Annotated in this window: 13 protein-coding genes and 1 pseudogene; 8 read left to right on the top strand and 6 right to left on the bottom strand. The window is 72.9% G+C overall.

Going from position 1 to position 17,029, the window contains the following annotated elements; genetic code table 11:
• Positions 1–91: 91 nt before the first annotated feature.
• The 3 genes and pseudogenes from C2142_RS26170 to hrcA all read right to left on the bottom strand — a co-directional run bounded on the left by C2142_RS26170 (position 92) and on the right by hrcA (position 3,156).
• Positions 92–841 carry a 16S rRNA (uracil(1498)-N(3))-methyltransferase gene (locus C2142_RS26170; protein WP_148645207.1) on the bottom strand — a complete coding sequence of 250 codons (750 nt, stop codon included), beginning with the start codon at positions 839–841 and terminating at the stop codon, positions 92–94.
• A 99-nt stretch (positions 842–940) separates the two neighbouring features.
• A pseudogene (gene dnaJ / locus C2142_RS26165) lies at positions 941–2,046 on the bottom strand (molecular chaperone DnaJ).
• Positions 2,047–2,121: 75 nt separating this feature from the next.
• A complete protein-coding gene (hrcA, locus tag C2142_RS26160; protein ID WP_148645206.1) occupies positions 2,122–3,156 on the bottom strand; it encodes a heat-inducible transcriptional repressor HrcA in 1,035 nt (344 codons plus the stop codon).
• Between the two features lie 260 nt (positions 3,157–3,416).
• On the opposite strand from hrcA, the gene htpX reads away from it, so the two are divergent.
• The 4 genes from htpX to C2142_RS26140 all read left to right on the top strand — a co-directional run bounded on the left by htpX (position 3,417) and on the right by C2142_RS26140 (position 6,658).
• Positions 3,417–4,337 (top strand): zinc metalloprotease HtpX, encoded by a 921-nt coding sequence (gene htpX / locus C2142_RS26155; protein WP_148645205.1) that lies wholly within the window; start codon positions 3,417–3,419, stop codon positions 4,335–4,337.
• A 24-nt stretch (positions 4,338–4,361) separates the two neighbouring features.
• Positions 4,362–4,946 (top strand): hypothetical protein, encoded by a 585-nt coding sequence (locus C2142_RS26150; RefSeq protein ID WP_148645204.1) that lies wholly within the window; start codon positions 4,362–4,364, stop codon positions 4,944–4,946.
• 78 nt (positions 4,947–5,024) lie between these two features.
• On the top strand, positions 5,025–5,804 hold the full coding sequence (locus C2142_RS26145) for a DUF2785 domain-containing protein (RefSeq protein WP_148645203.1): 780 nt from the start codon (positions 5,025–5,027) through the stop codon (positions 5,802–5,804).
• Between the two features lie 20 nt (positions 5,805–5,824).
• Entirely contained in the window at positions 5,825–6,658 is an 834-nt protein-coding gene (locus tag C2142_RS26140; RefSeq protein WP_148645202.1) for a DUF3097 domain-containing protein, read from the top strand.
• On the opposite strand, the gene C2142_RS26135 is transcribed toward C2142_RS26140, so the two are convergent.
• Genes C2142_RS26135 through C2142_RS26125 form a run of 3 tightly spaced genes read right to left on the bottom strand, consistent with a single transcriptional unit; the run spans position 6,649 to position 10,457 of the window.
• On the bottom strand, positions 6,649–7,206 hold the full coding sequence (locus tag C2142_RS26135; protein WP_148645201.1) for a Uma2 family endonuclease: 558 nt from the start codon (positions 7,204–7,206) through the stop codon (positions 6,649–6,651). The genes C2142_RS26140 and C2142_RS26135 overlap by 10 nt on opposite strands.
• Positions 7,207–7,246: 40 nt before the next feature.
• Positions 7,247–8,476, bottom strand: a complete 1,230-nt coding sequence (hemW, locus tag C2142_RS26130; protein ID WP_148645200.1) for a radical SAM family heme chaperone HemW — start codon at positions 8,474–8,476, stop codon at positions 7,247–7,249.
• A gap of 58 nt (positions 8,477–8,534) precedes the next feature.
• Complete coding sequence (locus tag C2142_RS26125) at positions 8,535–10,457, bottom strand: AMP-dependent synthetase/ligase (protein ID WP_148645199.1); 1,923 nt, start codon at positions 10,455–10,457, stop codon at positions 8,535–8,537.
• A 338-nt stretch (positions 10,458–10,795) separates the two neighbouring features.
• Between C2142_RS26125 and C2142_RS26120 the strand changes: the two genes are divergently transcribed.
• The 4 genes from C2142_RS26120 (at position 10,796) to C2142_RS26105 (ending at position 16,936) form a co-directional block, all read left to right on the top strand.
• Positions 10,796–12,529, top strand: a complete 1,734-nt coding sequence (locus C2142_RS26120; RefSeq protein ID WP_148645198.1) for an ABC transporter ATP-binding protein — start codon at positions 10,796–10,798, stop codon at positions 12,527–12,529.
• A gap of 188 nt (positions 12,530–12,717) precedes the next feature.
• A complete protein-coding gene (locus C2142_RS26115; RefSeq protein ID WP_174315775.1) occupies positions 12,718–14,616 on the top strand; it encodes an ABC transporter ATP-binding protein in 1,899 nt (632 codons plus the stop codon).
• 114 nt (positions 14,617–14,730) lie between these two features.
• Complete coding sequence (gene sigJ, locus C2142_RS26110; RefSeq protein WP_241002790.1) at positions 14,731–15,714, top strand: RNA polymerase sigma factor SigJ; 984 nt, start codon at positions 14,731–14,733, stop codon at positions 15,712–15,714.
• A gap of 151 nt (positions 15,715–15,865) precedes the next feature.
• The gene (locus tag C2142_RS26105; protein ID WP_148645197.1) at positions 15,866–16,936 is read left to right on the top strand and encodes an FAD-dependent oxidoreductase; all 1,071 of its coding nucleotides are present in this window, start codon (positions 15,866–15,868) and stop codon (positions 16,934–16,936) included.
• Positions 16,937–17,029: the final 93 nt, after the last annotated feature.

Raw genomic sequence — 17,029 nt, 5'->3', positions numbered from 1 at the left:
CCAGCCTAGGCACGTCCGCACACGGTGCACCGGCTTTTCCGCAACAGCGGCCCCCGCGCGCCCCGGGGCCGCACGCGCCCCGGTGACCCGCTCAGGCCCAGCGGCCGGTGCGGCCCAGCAGCAGGGCGCCGGCGGCCACGCCCGCCGTGGAGGTGCGCAGCACCGAGGGGCCGAGCCGGTACGGCCGGGCGCCGGCCTCGGCGAAGGCGGCCAGCTCGTCCGGGGAGACCCCGCCCTCGGGGCCGACCACCAGCACGATGTCCCCGCCCTCCGGCAGGGCGGCGGCGGCCAGCGGTTCGGCGCCCTCCTCGTGCAGCACCGCGGCGAGCGCGGCACCGGCCAGGACCGGCGCCAGCTGCCGGGTGGTCATCAGCTCGCGGACCTCGGGGAAGCGCAGCCGGCGGGACTGCTTGCCCGCCTCGCGGGCGGTGGCCCGCCACTTGGCGAGCGCCTTGGCGCCGCGCTCGCCCTTCCACTGGGTGATGCAGCGGGAGGCGGCCCAGGGGATCACCACGTCCACGCCGACCTCGGTCATGGTCTCCACGGCCAGCTCGCCGCGGTCGCCCTTGGGCAGCGCCTGGACGACGACGATCCGCGGCGCCGGCCCGGGCTCCCGCCGGACGGCGGCCACCGTCACGTCGACGGCGTCCTTGCCGTGCACCGCCGTCACCGTGCCGTCCACCCCGAGCCCCAGCCCGTCCGCGAGGGTCACCGCCTCCCCGGGCTGCAGCCGCTTCACGGCGGCGGCGTGCCGCCCCTCCGGGCCGTCCAGCCGGACCACCGCGCCGGGGGCGGCGGTGGCGAGCTGCGCGGTCTCGACGACGAACACGGGCGCGGTCATGGCGATGTCCTGGAGATCGGGGTCCGGAGGCCGGGTGGGCCCGCGGAGGGAACGACGGCGCCCGGCGACCCTGTCGGGGATCACCGGGCGCCGGTGCGGTCAGCGGCCGTTGAAGGCGTCCTTCAGCCGGGAGAACAGCCCCTGCTGGCCCGGCGCGAACTGGCCGGAGGGCCGTTCCTCGCCGCGCAGCACCGCCAGGCGGCGCAGCAGCTCCTCCTGCTCGGCGTCGAGCTTGGTGGGCGTCTGCACCTCGACATGCACTATCAGGTCGCCCCGGCCGCCGCCGCGCAGGTGGGTGATGCCGCGGCCGTGCAGCGGGATCGACTGGCCGGACTGAGTGCCGGGCCGGATGTCGACCTCCTCCAGCCCGTCCAGGGTCTGCAGCGGCACCTGGGTGCCGAGCGAGGCGGCCGTCATCGGAATGGTGACGGTGCAGTGCAGGTCGTCGCCGCGGCGCTGGAACACCGTGTGGGAGGTCTCGGCGATCTCGACGTAGAGGTCGCCGGCGGGGCCGCCGCCGGGGCCGACCTCGCCCTCGCCGGCCAGCTGGATCCGGGTGCCGTTGTCGACACCGGCCGGGATCTTGACGGTCAGGGTGCGGCGGGCGCGGACGCGGCCGTCGCCGGCGCACTCCGGGCACGGGGTCGGCACGACGGTGCCGAAGCCCTGGCACTGCGGGCAGGGGCGGGAGGTCATGACCTGGCCCAGGAAGGACCGGGTGACCTGGGAGACCTCGCCCTTGCCGCGGCACATGTCACAGGTCTGCGCGGAGGTGCCGGGGGCGGCGCCCTCGCCGCTGCACGTGGTGCAGGTGACGGCCGTGTCGACCTGGAGTTCCTTGGTGGTGCCGAAGGCGGCCTCCTCCAGGGTGATCTCCAGCCGGATCATGGCGTCCTGGCCGCGCCTGGTCCGGGAGCGCGGGCCGCGCTGGCCGGAGGCGGCGCCGAAGAAGGCGTCCATGATGTCGGAGAACCCGAAGCCCGCCGCGCCGGCGCCGAAGCCGCCCGCGCCACCGCCGCCCGGCGACAGGGGATCGCCGCCGAGGTCGTAGACGCGGCGTTGATCTCCTTGAACCGCTCCTGCGTCTTCGGGTCCGGGTTGACGTCCGGGTGCAGTTCGCGTGCCAGGCGCCGGAACGCCTTCTTGATCTCGTCCTGCCCCGCATCCCGTCGGACGCCGAGTACCGCGTAGTAGTCCGTGGCCACCAAATGCTCCGCTTGTTCCGCCTGTAGAAGTGCTGCGACTGGAACCACCGTCAGAATTCTGACGGCGGCCTTTTCCTACGACTCGGCCAGGATCTGGCCCACGTACCGTGCCACCGCTCGCACCGCCCCCATTGTGCCCGGATAGTCCATCCGGGTCGGACCGATCACACCCAGTTTGGCCACGCTCTCGTCGCCCGAACCGTAGCCCACGGAGACGATCGAGGTGGAATTGAGCCCTTCGTACGCGTTCTCCCGGCCGATCCGGACCGTCATCCCGGCGTCGGCCGTCTCACCCAGGAGGCGGAGCAGGACGACCTGCTCCTCCAGCGCCTCCAGCACCGGCTGGATGGTGAGCGGGAAGTCGTGCCCGAAGCGGGTCAGGTTGGCCGTGCCGGCCAGCATGATCCGCTCCTCGTTCTGCTCGGCGAGCGCCTCGAAGAGCGTCGCCAGGACGGTGGTGACGGTCGGCCGGTCGGCCGCCTCGAACTGGGACGGCAGTTCGTCCAGCAGTCCCGGGACGTCGGGCAGGCGCTGCCCGGCGGCCCTCGTGTTGACCTTGGCCCGCAGGTCGGCCAGGACGGTCTCGCCGACCGTGCCCGGACAGTCCACGAGCCGCTGCTCGACCCGGCCGGTGTTGGTGATCAGGACCAGCATCACCTTGGCCGGGGCGAGCGCCACCAGTTCGATGTGGCGCACGGTGGACCGGGAGAGCGAGGGGTACTGGACCACCGCGACCTGCCGGGTGAGCTGGGCGAGCAGCCGGACCGTGCGGGCGACGACGTCGTCCAGGTCGACCGCGCCGTCCAGGAAGTGCCGGATCGCCCGCCGCTCGGGCGCGCTCATCGGCTTGACCTCGGCCAGCCGGTCGACGAACAGGCGGTACCCCTTGTCGGTGGGGATCCGCCCGGCGCTGGTGTGCGGCTGGTGGATGTAGCCCTCCTCCTCCAGCGCCGCCATGTCGTTGCGGACGGTGGCCGGGGACACGCCGAGGCTGTGCCGCTCCACCAGGGCCTTGGACCCGACCGGTTCCTCGGTGCCCACGTAGTCCTGGACGATCGCGCGAAGCACCGCGAGCTTGCGGTCGTCGAGCTGGCGGACCTCACCGGCCATGGGGCACGCACCTCCGTCTTCGCACGTTGTCCGATGTGACATGTGTCCGTTCGTCCTGCTGCGGGCCCCGATGGCGGGCCCCGGCTTTGGCACTCTGAACACACGAGTGCCAGAACCGTACCTGCCAGTGTAAGGCCCGGGTCCGACGGCAGGAACGGCCCGGCGGGAGTGATCCTGCCCGCACTCCGCGGCGCGCGGGTGATGCCCCGCGCCCGTCCGGGTGGGAGCATCGATAGCGGACGGCGAACAGAGGAGCAGAGATGTCGACCTCGGGCCAGCACACCCGCTTCGCACCGGACCGCGGCCTGACCGGCCGGATGGTCGGGACGATGTTCGTGATCGGGCTGCTGTACGTCGGATTCACCGGCCTGCTGATCGTGCTGCTGCGCGGGGCCTGGCCGCTGATCGTGCTGCTCTCCGGCGGTCTGTTCGTGGCCCAGTTCTGGTTCAGCGACCGGATCACCGAACGGGCGATGGGCGCCCACCGGGTCACCCCGGAGCAGTACCCCCAGCTGCACGGCACCGTCGACCGGCTCTGCGCGCTGGCCGACATGCCCAAGCCCCGGGTGGCGGTCGCCGACAACGACATGCCGAACGCCTTCGCCACCGGCCGCAACCCGCAGAACGCCGTGGTCTGCGTGACCACCGGGCTGCTGCGGCGGCTGGAGCCGGAGGAGCTGGAGGGCGTGCTCGCGCACGAGCTGTCGCACGTCGCCCACCGGGACGTCGCGGTGATGACGATCGCCGGGTTCCTCGGGGTGCTGGCCGGGGCGATGACCCGGATCGCGATGTACGGCGGCTTCATGGGCGGCGGCCGCAACAACAACGACTCCAACGCGGCGATCATCGCGCTGGTCATCCCGCTGGTGTCGATGGTGGTCTACGCGATCAGCTTCCTGCTGACCCGGCTGCTCTCCCGCTACCGCGAGCTGGCGGCCGACCGGGCCGCGGCCCAGCTGACGGGCCGGCCCAGCGCGCTCGCCTCGGCACTGACCAAGGTGACCGGCCAGATCGCCGCCATCCCGACCAAGGACCTGCGCCAGGCCCAGCCGTACAACGCCTTCTACTTCGCCCCGGCGCTGAGCGCCCGGGACGCCGCCTCGCAGCTGCTCTCCACCCACCCGTCGCTGGAGCGGAGGCTGGAGCAGCTCGCGAAGATGTCGGCCGGGCTCGGCCGCTGACACCACCCTCCGGAAGGGACCGCCGTGGGATTCCTGGACACGCTGTTCGGCCGCACCAAGCCGGTCAGGCCCGACCTCGACCAGCTGTTCGGCGTGCCGTCGGCCGCGCTGACCCTGGAGGCGGCCGCCGGGTTCCGGCCCACCGGCGTCGGGTCGGTCTGCTTCGCCTCCGTCGAGGGCGGCGCCTTTGGCGAGGTCGAACGGCAGGTGCGGGCGCTGCTGGACGCCGACGCCGGGCGCGGCGGCGTCCCGGTGGAGGCCTCCAAGGACGCGTACGGCTACTCCTGGCTGCTCGCCCGGCACAGCCCCGAGGAGCTGCCGGAGCTGGTCAACGACCTGCACGCGGTCAACAGCGAGCTGGAGGCGAACGGCTTCGGGCCGCAGCTGCTCTGCTCGCTGGTCGCCTTCCGCGACCCCGAGGGGCGGCCGCTGGCCCTGGTCTACCTGTACAAGCGCGGCACGTTCTACCCGTTCGCGCCGGTGCCGGGCGGCGGGGAGAAGCGCAACAGCCCGCTGGAGCTGCAGGTCAACGCCATGCTCGGGAACGACCTGCGGCTGGAGAAGGACCTCACCCGCTGGTTCCCGGTCTGGGGCGCGCCGGGCCTGTGACGGCCGGGCCTGTGACGGCCGGACCGCCCGGCCGTAATTCGCTGGCCCGCCGACCCCGGGGCGTCCTAGGGTCCGGCCGTGATCAACTGGACCGAGATCGAGACCGCGGAGCCCACCCCCGAGCTGCTGGCCGCGGTGAGCGGGGCACTGCGCTCCCCCGACCCGCAGACCCGCGACAGCCTCGCCTACGAGCAGCTGTGCCGCTGGATCCCGCGCCTCGCGCCGCCGGAGCTGTACGCGCTCGGCGACGAGATGGCCGAACGGCTGGCCGACCCCGAGATCCAGGCCCGGACCTTCGCCCCGCTGATCCTCGCCGACCTCGTCGACGCCGGCGCCTACCGCCCCGCCTGGCTGGACGCCTTCGCCCGCTGGTACCCCGCCGAGACGGACCTGCGCGGGTGGGACCAGGAGCTCGGCTGGCTGCACGCGGTCGCGCACGGCGCCGACCTGCTGGCCGCCCTCGGCCGCAGCCCGCTGGTCACCGACCCCGAGCCGCTGCTGGAGCTGGCCGCCGCCCGGCTGCTGGCCCCCACCGACCACGTCTGGGACGCCATGGAGGACGACCGGCTCGGCCGCGCCGTCGCCCTCGTCCTCACCCGGCCCGGGCTGACCGAGCGGCAGGCGCTGGCCTGGCTCGACCCGATCGCCGCCCAGCCCCCGCGCCGCCCCACCGCGTCGGCCCCCGGCGTCGCCGCGACCCTCTCCAACACCCTGCGGACCCTGCGGGTGGTGTACGTGCTCGCCGACCGGGGCGTCCGCCCGGCCCGCGGCGCCGAGCCGCTGACGGTGCAGCACTGTGCCGCCCTGCGCGCGCGGATCGCCGCGCTCCTGGTGGTCAACTCGCCGTTCACGGGCTGACGCCTCGTAGACTCCGGGGAATGCGCAGCCGCGAGTACGGACCAGACCTCACCCCGCCGTGGAAGCGGCAGCAGCCCGCCCCGGAGGTGCCCGCCGAACGGGACCTCGTGGTGGAGGAGGCGGCGACCGGCTTCTGCGGCGCGGTGGTGCGCTGCGAGAAGACCGCCGAGGGCTTCACCGTCACGCTGGAGGACCGGTTCGGCAAGCACCGGGTCTTCCCCATGGTGGCGCGCGGGTTCCTGTGGGAGGGCCGGGTCGTCACACTGGTCCGGCCCGCCGGCCCGGCCCCCGCGAAGGGCCCCGGCCGCACGGCCTCCGGCTCGCTGGCCGTCCCCGGCGCGCGCGCCCGGGTCGCCCGGGAGTCCCGGATCTACGTCGAGGGCCGGCACGACGCCGAGCTGGTCGAGCGGGTCTGGGGCGACGACCTGCGGATCGAGGGCGTGGTGGTCGAGTACCTGGAGGGCGTCGACGACCTGCCCGCGATCGTCGCCGACTTCGCCCCGGGCCCGGGGCGGCGCCTCGGCGTCCTGGTCGACCACCTGCTCCCCGGCACCAAGGAGCACCGCATCGCCGCCCGGGTCACGGGGGACGCGGTGCTCGTCGTCGGCCACCCCTACATCGACGTCTGGCAGGCCGTGAAGCCCGCCTCCGTCGGCATCCCCGCCTGGCCGGACGTCCCGCGCGGCGAGGTCTGGAAGGAGGGCGTCTGCCGCCGCCTCGGCTGGCCCGCGGACACCCCCGCCGCCTGGAAGCGCATCCTGTCCCGGGTGAACAGCTACAAGGACCTGGAGCCCGAGCTCCTCGGCCGCGTCGAGGAGCTCATCGACTTCGTGACCCTCCCGGATCAGGAGTAGGTCTGGAACTCCGAGGTGTCGAGCGTGATGCCCAGCAGATCCACCTCGACCGGATCGCCGAACTTCGTGGTCCGCTCGGCCCAGTACACCGGGGTACCGGAAGCCGTGTCGGTGGTCAGATCCGTGAGGAGCACACACACGCCCTTGAGCGGATCGACGATGAGGTACGCCGGGATCCCGCCCTGGGCGTACATCTCACGCTTGGTCCGGTAGTCGCGGTGAACGCTGGTCTTGGAAACCACCTCGACCACCACGGTCACCGCGGAGGCGGCCAGCAGACGGCCCGCCTCCGGGACGACACCCCGCTCGAACACGACCAGATCCGGTTGGGGCTCGCTGGCCTCGCCGGAGATGATCAGATCCTGGGTCTGGAGCGCCCGCCACCGGGTGTAGGGGGTCTGGTGCTGAATCGCGGAGACGATGAGGTTGTGGACCATGTCCGGCCCGGCCATCATCACGATTTCCCCCCTGATGAGCTCGGCCTTGACGCCTTCCGGAACCTCCAGGTTCTCGAAGATCCCCATCATCCGGTCATCGATGGCGGTCACTGCGCGCTCCCTCCGACGGCTGACACCACGTTAACGGCCCTCAGTCCACCAGGTCACGCACGACGGCGTCGGCCAGGAGGCGACCCTGGAGGGTGAGGACGGCGCGGCCGGCGGCGTACGGCTCCGCGGCGAGGAGGCCGTCGGCGAGGTGGCGGCCGGCGGCCTCCAGGCCGGTCCCCGTCAGGAGGGTGAGCGGGATGCCCTCGGCGAGGCGCAGTTCCAGCAGGATGCGCTCGACCCGGCGGTCCTCGTCCGCGAGCACCTCACGGCCCTGGGCCGGGGTGCGGCCCTGGGCGAGGGCCTGCGCGTAGGCGGCGGGGTGCTTGGCGTTCCACCAGCGGACTCCGCCGACGTGGCTGTGCGCGCCGGGGCCGGCGCCCCACCAGTCGGCGCCGGTCCAGTAGAGCTCGTTGTGGCGGCAGCGGCCCTCGGGGGTGGTGGCCCAGTTGGAGACCTCGTACCAGGAGTAGCCGGCGGCGGCGAGCGCCTGCTCGGCGATCAGGTAGCGGTCGGCGTGCACGTCGTCGTCGATCATCGGGAGCTCGCCGCGCTTGACCCTGGCGGCCAGCTTGGTGCCGTCCTCGACGATCAGCGAGTAGGCCGAGACGTGGTCCGGTCCGGCGCCGATCGCGGCGTCCAGGGAGGCCCGCCAGTCGTCGTCGGACTCACCGGGGGTGCCGTAGATGAGGTCCAGGTTGACGTGCTCGAAGCCGGCCGCGCGGGCCTCGGCGACGCAGGCCTCGGGACGGCCCGGGGTGTGGTGGCGGTCGAGCAGCTTCAGCACGTGCGGGCGGGCGCTCTGCATGCCGAAGGAGATCCGGTTGTAGCCGCCGGCGCGGAGCTCGGCGAGGTAGGCCGGGTCGACGGACTCCGGGTTGGCCTCGGTGGTGACCTCGGCGTCGTCGGCGAGCCCGAACTCGTCGCGGATCGCGGCGAGCATCTTCACCAGGTCCCTGGCGGGCAGCAGGGTGGGCGTGCCGCCGCCGAGGAAGACGGTCCGCACCGGGAGGTCCGCGGAGCCGAGCACCTTCCGGGCCAGCCGGATCTCGGCGACCACGTTGTCCGCGTACGTCTCCTGCGAGGCGACCGCCCCCGAGGAGCGCAGCTCGGTGGCGGTGTAGGTGTTGAAGTCGCAGTAGCCGCAGCGGCTCGCGCAGTACGGCACGTGCAGGTAGAAGCCGAACGGCCGCGACCCGAGCCCGGCGAGGGCGTGCGCGGGCAGGGAACCGTCGGACGGCACGGGTTCGCCGTCGGGGAGTGCGGAGGGCATGACCCCATTGTCCCGTACGGCCCGCGCAACCACGCGGGCCGTACGGGACGGCGGCGGATCAGGCCTCGTTGGCGCCCGCGTACATCCCGGCGACGGCGTCCGCGTACGTCTTCTCGACGACCGGGCGCTTGATCTTCAGGCTGGGGGTGAGCTCGCCGTGCTCGACGTCGAGGTCGCGCGGCAGCAGGTGGAACTTCTTGATCGTCTGCCAGCGCTGGAGGTCGGCGTTGAGCCGCTGCACGAAGCCCTCGATCAGCTTGTGCACCTGCGGGTCGGCGACCACCTCGGCGTAGGACTTGCCGGCCAGGCCGTGCTCGGCGGCCCAGGGCATGATCACCGGCTCGTCCAGGCCGATCAGCGCGGTGCAGTAGTTGCGGCCGTTGCCGATCACCAGGACGTTGCTGACGAACGGGCAGACCGCCTTGAACTTGCCCTCGACCTCGCTGGGCGCGACGTACTTGCCGCCGGAGGTCTTGAACATATCCTTCTTGCGGTCGGTGATCCGCAGGAAGCCGTCCGGGGAGAGCTCGCCGATGTCCTCGGTGTGGAACCAGCCGTCCGCCTCCAGCACCTCGGCGGTCTTCTCCGGCAGGTCGTGGTAGCCGCGCATGATGCCGGGGCCGCGGAGCAGAATCTCCCCGTCCTCGGCGATCCGGACCTCGGTCCCGGGCAGCGGACGCCCGACGGTGCCGATCCGGACGTCCTCGGCACGGTTGACCGTCGAGCCGGCACTGGTCTCGCTGAGGCCGTAGCCCTCCAGGATCGGGACGCCCGCGCCGATGAAGAAGTAGCCGATCTCGGGGGCCAGGGCCGCGCTGCCGGAGACGGCACCGCGCATCCGCCCGCCGAACGCCGCGCGGATCTTGGAGTACACCAGCTTGTCGGCCAGCGCGTGCTGGAGGCCGAGGGCGAACGGCACGCTGTCGCGGCCGGTGGCGATCCGGTTGGCCTGGGCCGTCCGGGCGTGGTCGCGGGCGACCTTGGCGGCCCAGAGGAAGATCTTGTACTTGGCGCCGCCCTCGGCCCGGGCCTTGCCGGCGATGCCGTTGTAGACCTTCTCGAAGATGCGCGGCGCCGAGGCCATGACGGTGGGCCGGATCACCGGCAGGTTGTGGATGATCCGGTCGACCCGGCCGTCCAGGGCCATCACGTGGCCGGTGGCGATCTGGCCGGAGATCAGCGTCTTGCCGAACACGTGCGACAGCGGCAGCCACATGTACTGGACGTCGTCGGCGGCCAGCAGCCCGCTCGCCTCCTGGGCACGCCCCTCGTACGCCCAGCAGTCGTGCACCAGGCGCACGCCCTTGGGACGGCCGGTGGTGCCGGAGGTGTAGATCAGGGTCGCCAGCTGCTCCTTGTCGAGCGCGGCGACGGCCTTCTCCACGGCGTCCGGGTGCTGCTCCAGGTACTCGGCGCCGAGCTGCTCCAGCTCGGCGAGGCCGAGCACGTTGAACCCGCCGGACTCCGGGGCGGTGGCGGGCACGTCGAAGAGGATGACGGTCCGCAGCTCGGGCAGCTTCCCGGCCTGCTCCACGACCTTGGCCAGCTGGCCGGCGTTCTCCGCGAACAGGGCCCGGGAGCCGGAGTTGGAGAGGATGAAGGCCGTCTCGTCGGCGTTGGTGCTCGGGTAGACGGTGGTCGTGGCCGCGCCCGCGCACATGTTGCCGAGGTCGGCGACGACCCACTCCAGGCGGGTGGAGGAGGCCAGCGCGACCCGGTCCTCGGGCTGGATGCCGAGCGACATCAGGCCGGCGGCCACCGCCTTGACCCGGGCGGCGGTCTGCGCCCAGGTCAGCGAGCGCCACTGCTCGGCCCCGGGGGCGCTGTCCGCGGCCTGCTCGTCCACGGGGGCGGGGTAGCGGTAGGCCTCACCGGCCGGGGTGGCGGCGACCCGCTCCAGGAACAGGTGGGCGACGGAGGCGGGACGCCCGGCGACGATGTCGTCACGGCCGGAGTCGATCAGGGACTGCGCGGAACTCAACGAGGACCTCCGGGGGCGGGTGGCCGTCTGAGGGACTGTCGCGGCTCCCGTGGGGGCGGTCGCCGGGCCCCCGGGAAACCGGAGCGGTACCGGTGAGTAACAAGGGGGCAATCAGCAGCCTAGGGGGAAACCGGTCATTCCGTAAGGGGGCGGCCCGGGCTGGCACCCCGCCGGACGGCCCGTGCAGCCCGCCGGCACCCCCGAGGGCCCGGCCCGCCGCACGTTCGGGCAAAGGACTGGACAAACATCCGGGCGGACTACCGGGAATAGCCTGTGCGAGTCCACCAAAGCACGAGAATTGGGATGCGAATCCCCCTGCCGACGACAAGAGTGTGCCAGTGCTGATCAGACTGCTCAGGGCGTACCTGCGCCCCTACTCCCGACCGATCATCCTGCTGGTGCTGCTCCAGCTGGTCTCTACGCTCGCCCTGCTCTACCTGCCCACGCTCAACGCCGACATCATCGACGACGGGGTCGTGAAGGGCGACACCGGCACCATCCTGCGCCTCGGCGGCGTGATGATCGCCGTCACCCTGCTCCAGGCGCTCTGCTCGATCGGCGCGGTCTACTACGGCGCGCGCACCGCGATGGCCGTCGGCCGGGACGTCCGGGCCGCCGTCTTCGACCGGGTGCAGAGCTTCTCCGCCCGCGAACTCGGCCAGTTCGGCGCCCCCTCCCTGATCACCCGCACCACCAACGACGTCCAGCAGGTCCAGATGCTGGTCCTGATGTCCTTCACGCTGATGGTCGCCGCGCCGATCATGTGCGTCGGCGGCATCATCATGGCGCTCAACCAGGACGTCCCGCTCTCCGCCCTGCTGCTCGCCGTCGTCCCGGTCCTCGGCATCGTGGTCGCCCTGCTGGTCCGCGCACTGCGCCCGAAGTTCCGCAGCATGCAGACGAAGATCGACACCGTGAACCGGATCCTGCGCGAGCAGATCACCGGCATCCGGGTCATCCGCGCCTTCGTCAAGGACGACCACGAGCAGAACCGGTTCGACGGCGCCAACGGCGACCTCACCGGCGTCTCGCTCCAGGTCGGCCGGCTGATGTCCCTCATGTTCCCGACCGTGATGCTGGTGGTGAACGTCTCCAGCGTCGCCGTGCTCTGGTTCGGCGCGCACCGGATCGACAGCGGCGGCATGGAGATCGGCGCGCTGACCGCCTTCCTCTCCTACCTGATGCAGATCCTCATGAGCGTCATGATGGCCACCTTCATGTTCATGATGGTGCCCCGCGCCGAGGTCTGCGCCGAACGCATCCAGGAGGTCCTGGACACCCGCTCCAGCGTCGTCCCGCCGTCCGCGCCGGTCACCGAGGTGCTCGCCCGCGGCAACCTGGAGCTGCGCGACGTCGAGTTCCGCTACCCCGGCGCCGAAGCCTCGGTGCTGCGCGGCATCGACATCACCGCCCGCCCCGGCCAGACCACCGCCGTCATCGGCTCCACCGGCAGCGGCAAGTCCACCCTGCTCGGCCTCGTCCCCCGGCTCTTCGACGCCACCTCCGGACAGGTCCTGCTCGACGGCGTCAACGTGCGCGACCTCGCCCCCGAGGCCATCGCCGAGACCGTCGGCCTCGTCCCGCAGAAGCCCTACCTGTTCACCGGCACCGTCGCCAGCAACCTGCGCTACGGCCGGCCCGACGCCACCGACGAGGAGCTCTGGCACGCCCTCGACGTCGCCCAGGCCAGGGAGTTCGTCGAACGCTTCCCCGAGGGCCTGGACGCGCCCATCGCCCAGGGCGGCAGCAACGTCTCCGGCGGCCAGCGCCAGCGCCTCGCGATCGCCCGCGCACTGGTCCGCAAGCCCGGCGTCTACCTGTTCGACGACTCCTTCTCCGCGCTCGACTACGCCACCGACGCCCGGCTGCGCAAGGCGCTCGCCCGCGAGACCTCCGACGCCACCGTGCTGATCGTCGCCCAGCGCGTCTCCACCATCCGCGACGCCGACCGGATCATCGTCCTCGACGAGGGCGCCGTGGTCGGCAGCGGCACCCACGGCGAGCTGATGGCCGGCAACCCGACGTACCGGGAGATCGTGCTCTCCCAGCTCACCGAGCAGGAGGCGGCGTGACCACCCCGGAGATGACCCCGGAGAAGACCCCGGACGGCGCCCCGGCGGGGCTGACGCCGCTGACGAAGGGCCCGGCGCAGGACGCCGGGACCGGCAGGGCGGGCCCCGGCGGCGCGGCCCCCGCCGAACCGCGCAGCGACTCGCAGTCCGCCGCCGCCCGCCGCGGCCCGGCCGGCCCCGGCCGGTTCATGGGCGGCCAGGGCGCCGAGAAGTCGATGGACTTCAAGGGCTCCGGCAAGCGCGTCCTCAAACTGCTGCGCCCGGAACGCACCCTGCTCGCCGGCGTCCTCGCTCTCGGCGTGCTCAGCATCGGCTGCGCCGTGACCGGCCCCAAGATCCTCGGCAACGCCACCGACCTGATCTTCGCCGGCGTCGTCGGCGCCAAGTTCCCGGCCGGCGCCTCCAAGGAGCAGGTCGTCGAGGGCCTGCGCGCCGGCGGCGACGGCAGCGTCGCCGACCTGCTCTCCTCGATCGACTTCACCCCCGGCCAGGGCATGGACTTCGGGGCGATCGGCACCGTGCTGCTCTGGGTGCTGGCGATCTACGTCGCCTCCGCCCTCTTCGGCATCGTCCAGGGCCGGCTGGCCACCACCGCCATCCAGCGGGCCGGCTACCGGCTGCGCCAGGACGTCGAGGCCAAGCTCGCCCGGCTGCCGCTCACCTACTTCGACAAGCAGCCCCGCGGCGAGGTGCTGAGCCGGGTCACCAACGACATCGACAACATCAGCCAGTCCATGCAGCAGACCATGGGCCAGGTGGTGAACTCGCTGCTCACCGTCGTCGGCGTGCTGGCCATGATGTTCTGGATCTCGCCGCTGCTCGCCCTGATCGCGCTGGTCTCGGTGCCGCTCTCGGTGGTCGTGGCGACCAAGGTCGGCAAGCGGGCACAGCCGCAGTTCGTCCAGCAGTGGAAGTCCACCGGACAGCTCAACGCCCACATCGAGGAGATGTACACCGGGCACGCCCTGGTCAAGGTCTTCGGCCGGCAGAAGGAGTCCGCGGAGACCTTCCGCGAGCACAACGAGTCGCTCTTCGAGTCCAGCTTCCGGGCCCAGTTCATCTCCGGGATCATCCAGCCCGCGATGATGCTCATCGGCAACCTGCAGTACGTGCTGGTCGCCGTGGTCGGCGGGCTCCGGGTGGCCAGCGGCGCGCTGTCGATCGGCGACGTCCAGGCCTTCATCCAGTACTCGCGGCAGTTCAGCCAGCCGCTCACCCAGGTCGCCAGCATGGCCAACCTGCTGCAGTCCGGCGTCGCCTCCGCCGAACGCGTCTTCGAACTGCTGGACGCGCCCGAGCAGACTCCCGAGCCGGCCATGCCGGAACGCCCCGACGCCGTCCGCGGCCGGGTCGCCTTCCAGGACGTCTCCTTCCGCTATGACCCCGACAAGCCCCTCATCGAGGACCTCTCGCTCAAGGTCGAGCCCGGGCAGACCGTCGCCATCGTCGGCCCCACCGGCGCCGGCAAGACCACCATGGTCAACCTGCTGATGCGGTTCTACGAGGTCAGCGGCGGCCGGATCACCCTCGACGGGGTCGACATCGCCGCGATGTCCCGCGAGGACCTGCGCTCCGGCATCGGCATGGTGCTCCAGGACACCTGGCTGTTCGGCGGCACCATCGCCGAGAACATCGCCTACGGTGCCGACGGCGCCACCCGCGAGCAGGTCGTCGAGGCGGCCAAGGCCGCGCACGTCGACCGCTTCGTCCGCACCCTGCCGGACGGCTACGACACCAAGATCGACGACGAGGGCACCGGCGTCAGCGCCGGCGAGAAGCAGCTCATCACCATCGCCCGGGCATTCCTCGCCCAGCCGTCGATCCTCGTCCTGGACGAGGCCACCAGCTCGGTCGACACCCGTACCGAGGTGCTGATCCAGCGCGCCATGGCCCGGCTGCGCACCGGGCGCACCAGCTTCGTGATCGCCCACCGGCTCTCGACCATCCGGGACGCCGACGTGATCCTGGTGATGGAGAACGGCTCGATCGTCGAGCAGGGCACGCACGACGAGCTGATCGCCGCCGACGGCGCGTACGCGCGGCTGTACAAGGCGCAGTTCGCCGAGGCGGTGGCCGAGGTCGACTGACCGGTCACGCCCGGCGGACGAGCCGGAGGGGGACGAGCCGGAGGGGGACGTCGGCATCACGACGTCCCCCTCCGGCTCTTCGTCTTGCGGGTGGCGGGCGCTACCGTGGGGCCCGTGAGTGACGACCCGTCGGCCGCGGCCGTGCCCGGCCCGGACGCGATCCCGGGCGCGAACCCGACTGCCGGCCCGGATGCGAACCCGGACGCCGGCCCGGCTCCCGGCCCGGACGCCTTCGAGGCGAACCGGCGCTACCTGGGCTCGGTCGCCTACCGGCTGCTCGGCTCGTTCAGCGACGCCGAGGACGTCCTGCAGGAGGCCTGGCTGCGCTGGCGGTCCGTCGACCACTCCACCGTCGCCGACCCGCGGGCTTTCCTCACCACCGTCGTCACCCGGCTCTGCTACGACCAGCTCGGCTCCGCGCGGGCCCGCCGGGAGGCCTACTTCGGCGAGTGGCTGCCCGAGCCGGCCGTCTCCTACCAGGACTCCCCCGCCTCCCCCGCCGAGCTGGCCGAGCTCGGCGAGTCGGTCTCCCTGGCGCTGCTCACCGTCCTGGAGCAGCTGACCCCGGCCGAACGCGCCGCGTTCGTGCTGCACGACGTCTTCTCCGTCGGCTTCGACGAGATCGCCGCCTCGCTCGACCGTTCCCCCGAGGCCACCCGCCAGCTCGCCTCCCGGGCCCGGCGCCGGGTGAAGGACGGCGGACGCCGCGCCACCGCCGACCCCTCCGAGCACCGGCAGGCGGTGGAGGCGTTCGCCGCCGCGACCACCCGCGGCGACATCGAGGGCCTGCTCTCCGTGCTCGACCCGGACGTCGTCTGGCACTCCGACGGCGGCGGCGTCGTCAGCGCCGGCGCCCGCCCGGTGTTCGGCGCCGACAAGGTCTCCCGACTGGTCCGCGGCCTGATCGCCAAGTGGTTCACCCCCGCCATGCGCCTCGACCTCGCGCTGGTCAACGGCGAACCGGGCCTGCTCTGGCTCGACGAGTCCGGCGCGGTCGGCGGCGTGCTGGCCTTCACCGTCGCCGACGGCCGGATCACCGAGGCGTACGTGGTGGTCAACCCCGAGAAGCTGACCCGGATCGCACCGGCCGCCGGCTGACCCGACCCCGCATCCGGAACGTGACGCAGGTCACTGTCACGGTCCGGGCGGCCACGTCGTCCCCTTCCCGAAAACGCGGCGGGCGCAGGCACGCGGCGAACGCAGAACACGGCGGGCGCTTCGAGAGGGCGCTTCGGAGGAGGCGGACGACATGACCGAGAAGCAGATCGTCGTACTGGGTGCCGGCTACGCGGGGCTGGCCGCGGCGGCCCGGGCCGGCGGGCGGCGCAACCGGGTGACCCTGGTCGCCCCCGAGACCCGCTTCCTGCACCGCGTCCGCCAGCACGAGACCGCCGCCGGCCACCCCGCGCAACGGCCGACCGTCGCCCAGGTGGTCCGCGGCCGCGGCGTGCGGCACATCCCGGCGCGCGCCACCGCCCTCGACCTCGACGCCCGCAAGGTCCTGCTGGACACCGGCGAGACCATCTCCTACGACACCCTGGTCTACGCCCTCGGCAGCCGCACCGCCTGGCACGGCGTCCCCGGCGCCGCCGAGCACGCCTACCCCGCCGAGCGGGCCGCCGAACTGGGCGCGCGCCTGCGCGCCGCCGACCGCCCGGGCACCGTCGCCGTGGTCGGCGGCGGCGCCACCGGCATCGAACTGGCCACCGAGATCGCCGAGGCCCACCCCCGCTGGACGGTCCGGATCGTCGCCGCAGGCCAGGTCGGCGGTTGGTTCTCGGCCCGCGGCCGCCGCCACGTCCTGGACGTCATGGCCCGGCTCGGCGTCGAGGTGCACGAGCAGAGCACCGTCACCGCCGTCGACCCGGCTGGCCTGGACACCACCGCCGGCCGGATCCCCGCCGACCTGGTCGCCTGGGCCGCCGCCCTGGAGCCGCACCCGCTGGCCGCCGAGGCCGGTCTGACCGTCAACGCGGCCGGCCAGGCCGTGGTCGACGACCACCTGCGCTCGGTCTCGCACCCCGACGTCCACGTGATCGGCGACGCCGCCGAGGTCACCGTCCCCGGCACCGGCACCCTGCGGATGAGCTGCGCCACCGCCCTGCCGATGGGCCGCTACCTCGGCGGGCTGCTCGCCGGGGGCGCCGACAAGCCCTTCGCTTTCCGGTACGCGGTGCAGTGCCTGAGCCTCGGCCGCCGGGACGGGATGGTCCAGCTGATCCACGGCGACGACTCGATGCGGCCCACCGTGCTCACCGGCCTGCCCGGGCGGCTGACCAAGGCGCTCATCGTCAACGGCGTGGTGTGGTCCCTGCGGTGACCCCGGCGGGCCGGAGGTGCCGGGGCCGCGGCACCGCCGGCCGGTGACCGCGCACGCCCCGGTGCGCCGGGACGTGCCGGGGGGTCGGGGGGG

Origin of the sequence: Streptomyces sp. CB01881 (assembly GCF_002953255.1) — a bacterium.
GTDB lineage: Bacteria > Actinomycetota > Actinomycetes > Streptomycetales > Streptomycetaceae > Kitasatospora.
Note: the sequence above shows the minus strand (reverse complement) of the source record. Positions and strands in the feature narration are given on the sequence as shown.

Coding starts and splice junctions, on each gene's coding strand:
- C2142_RS26170 (WP_148645207.1), bottom strand. CDS start 841: ATGACCGCGCCCGTGTTCGTCGTCGAGACCGCGCAGCTCGCCACCGCC.
- hrcA (WP_148645206.1), bottom strand. CDS start 3,156: ATGGCCGGTGAGGTCCGCCAGCTCGACGACCGCAAGCTCGCGGTGCTT.
- htpX (WP_148645205.1), top strand. CDS start 3,417: ATGTCGACCTCGGGCCAGCACACCCGCTTCGCACCGGACCGCGGCCTG.
- C2142_RS26140 (WP_148645202.1), top strand. CDS start 5,825: ATGCGCAGCCGCGAGTACGGACCAGACCTCACCCCGCCGTGGAAGCGG.
- hemW (WP_148645200.1), bottom strand. CDS start 8,476: ATGCCCTCCGCACTCCCCGACGGCGAACCCGTGCCGTCCGACGGTTCC.
- C2142_RS26115 (WP_174315775.1), top strand. CDS start 12,718: ATGGGCGGCCAGGGCGCCGAGAAGTCGATGGACTTCAAGGGCTCCGGC.
- C2142_RS26105 (WP_148645197.1), top strand. CDS start 15,866: ATGACCGAGAAGCAGATCGTCGTACTGGGTGCCGGCTACGCGGGGCTG.